General features: G+C 68.4%; 5 protein-coding genes and 1 pseudogene. All 6 read left to right on the top strand.

What is annotated here, in order from left to right:
- The coding region (locus tag ACXJKL_RS15030; RefSeq protein ID WP_457207845.1) for a cation transporting ATPase C-terminal domain-containing protein at nucleotides 1-769 on the top strand (769 nt) is incomplete at its 5' end.
- 19 nt (nucleotides 770-788) lie between these two features.
- On the top strand, nucleotides 789-1,790 hold the full coding sequence (gene argF / locus ACXJKL_RS15025; RefSeq protein ID WP_457207844.1) for an ornithine carbamoyltransferase: 1,002 nt from the start codon (nucleotides 789-791) through the stop codon (nucleotides 1,788-1,790).
- Nucleotides 1,791-1,800: 10 nt separating this feature from the next.
- Nucleotides 1,801-2,715 carry a carbamate kinase gene (gene arcC, locus ACXJKL_RS15020; RefSeq protein ID WP_457207843.1) on the top strand — a complete coding sequence of 305 codons (915 nt, stop codon included), beginning with the start codon at nucleotides 1,801-1,803 and terminating at the stop codon, nucleotides 2,713-2,715.
- Nucleotides 2,716-2,754: 39 nt separating this feature from the next.
- Entirely contained in the window at nucleotides 2,755-4,017 is a 1,263-nt protein-coding gene (locus ACXJKL_RS15015) for an arginine deiminase (protein ID WP_457207842.1), read from the top strand.
- A gap of 13 nt (nucleotides 4,018-4,030) precedes the next feature.
- A complete protein-coding gene (locus ACXJKL_RS15010) occupies nucleotides 4,031-4,186 on the top strand; it encodes a hypothetical protein (RefSeq protein ID WP_457207841.1) in 156 nt (51 codons plus the stop codon).
- Between the two features lie 9 nt (nucleotides 4,187-4,195).
- Nucleotides 4,196-4,642: pseudogene (locus ACXJKL_RS15005) on the top strand (Na+/H+ antiporter NhaC); the annotation flags it as partial.

Raw genomic sequence — 4,642 nt, 5'->3', positions numbered from 1 at the left:
CTCCAAGGAGGCCGCGGTGATGATCCTCACCGACGACAACTTCGCCACGATCGTGGGCGCTGTGTCCTACGGGCGCACGCTCTACGACAACCTCGTGAAGTACCTCCGCTTCCAGATGTCCACGCTGGTGGCCTACATCGCGATCTTCATCGTCGCCGGCGTCCTGGACGTCGCCGGAGGCGTGCCGCTGAACCCGCTGCAGATCCTGTGGCTCAACATGGTGATCGACATCCCCATCGCCATCGCCCTGGGGTTCGACCAGGCCACGAAGGGCCTGATGGCACGGCCGCCCCGCCCGGTCGAGGCGCCCGTCCTGTCCCGCGCGAACTGGGTCCGACTCTGCATCCAGGGCGCCATCATGACGGTCGGCTCGCTCGTCGCCTACCAGATCGGGGACGACCTCGACGGTGCCCTGGTCGCTGCCACGATGCTGCTCACCACGCTGTCGATCTTCCACGTGGTCGCCGGCCTCCTGTCGCGGGACCAGCTCGGCACGATCTTCGACCGGGACGCACTGCCGGGCCTGGCCCAGCTCCGCCGCTACGGCATCGCGGTCCTGGCGATCGTCGCCATCACCACCATCGACCTCCTGGAGAGGATCTTCGGCACCACCGAGCTCGACGGCACCCAGTGGGGAATCTGTCTCGCCATCGCGGCGAGCCTGCTGGTCGTCGAGGAGGCCATCAAGTTCTTCCTGCGCCGTCGCGAGGGCGGCGTACAGGCGGCGCCGACCGCGCCGACACCCGTGACGGTTCCCCACACCGTCTGACCCGGAATCGAGGAGTCACATGTCGTTCAACCTGCGCAACCGCAGCTTCCTCAAGGAGCTCGACTTCACCCCCGACGAGCTGAGGTTCCTCCTCAAGCTGTCCGCGGACCTGAAGGCAGCCAAGTACGGCGGCTACGAGGTGCCTCGCCTGGAAGGCAAGGACATCGCGCTCATCTTCCAGAAGACCTCGACGCGCACCCGGACCGCCTTCGAGGTGGCGGCCAAGGACCAGGGAGCGCACACCACCTACCTCGACCCGGGCGGCTCCCAGATCGGTCACAAGGAGTCCATGAAGGACACGGCCCGCGTGCTGGGACGCACCTTCGACGGCATCGAGTACCGGGGCTTCTCCCAGAAGGACGTGGAGATCCTGGCCGAGTTCGCCGGGGTGCCGGTGTGGAACGGGCTCACCGACGAGTTCCACCCCACCCAGATCCTGGCCGACATGCTCACCATGACCGAGCACAGCGACAAGAGCCTCACCGACATCGCGTACTGCTACCTCGGCGACGCCCGCAACAACATGGGCAACTCGCTGATGGTCGGCGGCTGCAAGCTCGGCATGGACGTCCGTCTCTGCGCGCCCCAGCACCTGTGGCCGTCCGACGACCTGGTCAAGACCTGCCGGGAGATCGCGGAGTCCACCGGCGCCCGGCTCACCCTCACCGCCGATGTGGACGAGGGCGTCTCCGGCGTCGACTTCCTCTACACCGACGTCTGGGTCTCCATGGGCGAGGAGAAGAGCGTGTGGAAGGAGCGGATCGAGCTGCTCGGTCCCTACCAGGTGAACGCCGACGTCGTCGAGCGCACCGGGAACCGCAAGGTCAAGTTCCTGCACTGCCTGCCCGCGTTCCACAACCGGGACACCAAGGTGGGGGAGGAGATCTTCCAGACCTACGGCCTCGACGGACTCGAGGTCACCGACGAGGTGTTCGAGTCCGAGCACTCCATCGTCTTCGACCAGGCCGAGAACCGGCTGCACACCATCAAGGCCGTCATGGTCGCCACCCTCGGGTCCTGAGGCGGGCGTCGTGCGCGTGGTCGTGGCACTCGGGGGAAATGCCCTGCTGAAGCGTGGCGAGCCGATGACGGCGGAGCGGCAGCGGGACAACGTGCGGGTGGCGGCTCCGGCGCTCGCGGCGATCGCCAGCCGGCACGAGCTGGTGCTGTCGCACGGGAACGGTCCCCAGGTCGGGCTGCTGGCCCTGCAGGCTGCGTCGTACGCCGAGGTGGAGCCGTATCCGCTGGACGTCCTCGGAGCCCAGTCCGAGGGGATGATCGGCTACGTCCTGGAGCAGGAGCTCGGCAACCAGATGCCGGTCGACGCCCCGCTCGCGACCATCCTGACGATGGTCGAGGTCGATCCGGCCGATCCCGCGTTCACCGACCCCACCAAGTTCGTCGGCCCGATCTACGRCAAGGAGCAGGCCGACCGGCTGATCGCCGAGAAGGCGTGGACGTTCAAGCAGGACGGGGAGGCCTGGCGGCGGGTCGTGCCTTCCCCCGAGCCGCGCCGCATCTTCGAGATCCGGCCGATCCGCTGGCTCCTGGACAACGGAGCGGTGGTCATCTGTGCCGGCGGCGGCGGCGTGCCGACCATGTTCCTGCCCGCCGCGGAGAACCGGCTCGTCGGGGTCGAGGCCGTCATCGACAAGGATCTCGCCAGCCAGCTGCTCGCCCGTGAGGTGGAGGCCGACCTGTTCGTGATGGTCACGGACGTCGACGGCGTGTACGCCGACTGGGGGACGCCGCAGCAGCGCCACCTCGACCGGGTGACTCCCCAGGAGCTGCGTGGACAACCGTTCGCGGCCGGCTCGATGGGACCCAAGGTCGACGCGGCCGCTCGGTTCGTCGAGGCCACAGGCAAGCGGGCCGCCATCGGCGGCCTGACGGAGATCGAACAGATCGTCGAAGGGACTGCCGGCACCCAAGTGGTCGCCGGCTGAGCCGTGGACGGTCTCACCAGGCACGGAGGGGAGTAGAGGATGACAACATTCGGAGTTCACTCGGAGGTCGGTCGCCTGCGACAGGTGATGGTCCATCGGCCGGAGCTCAGCCTGCAACGGCTGACGCCGACCAACCACGACGGACTGCTGTTCGACGACGTGCTGTGGGTGGAGCGGGCGCAGTACGAGCACGACCAGTTCGTCGCCCGGATGCGCGAGCGGGGGGTGGAGGTCTTCGTCCTCCAGACACTCCTCGCCGAAGCCCTCGAGGCCAGTGCCGAGGGCCGTCAGCGCCTGATCGAGGTGGCCGCGTCGGAGTACACCGTCGGCCTGTCGCTCGTCGACGAGGTGCGGGCCGCCCTCGCCGACATGAAGCCCGACGTGCTGGCCACCCACCTCATCGGCGGCCTGACCGTCGCCGAGTCGGGACTCGATGTCGCCCGCAACCGGAGCAGCTCCCTGCCGGCCGCTGCCCTGGACGACCCGAGCATGTTCGTGCTGCCACCGCTGCCGAACACCCTCTTCACCCGGGACTCCTCCTGCTGGATCTTCGGGGGAGTCACGATCAACCCGATGTTCTGGCCGGCCCGGCGGCTCGAGGCCTACAACATGGTGGCCATCTACCGATACCACCCGATGTTCGCCGACGCTGACTTCGAGTACTGGTACCCGCACCTGGGGGAGGACGGTCGCTTCGACTCGCACGACTTCGGGAGGTCCTCCCTCGAGGGCGGCGACGTCCAGCCGATCGGCAACGGCACGGTCCTCATCGGGATGAGCGAGCGGTCCCAGGCCCGGATGATCGAGCAGGTCGCGGCCGCCCTGTTCGAGAAGGGTGCTGCGGAGCGGGTGATCGCGGTGGTGATGACCAAGGACCGCGCTCACATGCACCTGGACACGGTGTTCACCATGCTGGACCGCGACAAGGTCACGGCCTACCCGAAGGTCGTCGACGGTGTCCGGGCCATCAGCCTCCGGCCGGGGAGCAACGGGAAGCGCTTCCACGTCACCGAGGAGAAGTCCTTCCTCGGTGCGGTGGCCGACACGATGGGCGTCCCTCGCATGCACGTGGTGGAGACGGGCGGCGACGCCTACCAGCAGGAGAGGGAGCAGTGGGACGACGGCAACAACGTGGTCGCACTCGAGCCCGGGGTCGTCGTGGCCTATGAACGCAACACCTACACGATCGCGAAGATGCGCGAGGCCGGCGTCGAGGTGATCACGATCGAGGGGTTCGAGCTCGGCAAGGGTCGCGGCGGCGGACACTGCATGACCTGCCCGTTGACCCGCGACCCGGTGTGACGGGAGAGGTCCCATGTACCCGGAGCTGCCGCGCTGGTTCTTCGTCGTCGTGCTGGTGGCCTGCGTGGTCGGCCTGCTGGTGTGGGCGCGGGGGCCCGTGCACCACCATGGCCGGTACGTCGGCTCGCTCGGCGCGGTGCACGGTTCGTCCCTGACGGCCCGGGCGTAGGGACGGGGCATGCCCGGCCCTCCCGAGCCGCCGGTGCCGGTCGGCACCAGTGCGCCGAGGACCGGTGGTCGGGTTCCCCGACCCCCGACGATGCTCGACGCGGTCCTGCCGATCGTGGTGCTGATCTGCCTGCTGGCGCTCACCATCATCGTGTTCGGCATCGACGCGACGAACGGCCCCCTCCAGGTGGCGCTGCTGATCAGTGCCGCGTTCGCCAGCCTGATGGCGTTCAAGAACGGCTACACCGTCGCCGGCGTCGCCGAGGCCGCGGTGGGGGGCGTGACCTCTGCCGTCGGGGCGATCTTCATCCTGCTGGCCGTCGGCTCCCTGATCGGCACCTGGAACATGGCCGGGACCATCCCCACCATCGTCGACTACGGCATCCGGATAGTCAGCCCGACGTGGTTCTTCGTGACCGCGGCCGTCGTGTGTGCCCTGGTCGGCATGGTCACCGGC

The organism is Nocardioides sp. P5_C9_2 (genome assembly GCF_054049555.1).
This window is presented reverse-complemented; position numbering and strand designations above follow the sequence as displayed.

Coding starts and splice junctions, on each gene's coding strand:
- argF (WP_457207844.1), top strand. CDS start 789: ATGTCGTTCAACCTGCGCAACCGCAGCTTCCTCAAGGAGCTCGACTTC.
- ACXJKL_RS15015 (WP_457207842.1), top strand. CDS start 2,755: ATGACAACATTCGGAGTTCACTCGGAGGTCGGTCGCCTGCGACAGGTG.
- ACXJKL_RS15010 (WP_457207841.1), top strand. CDS start 4,031: ATGTACCCGGAGCTGCCGCGCTGGTTCTTCGTCGTCGTGCTGGTGGCC.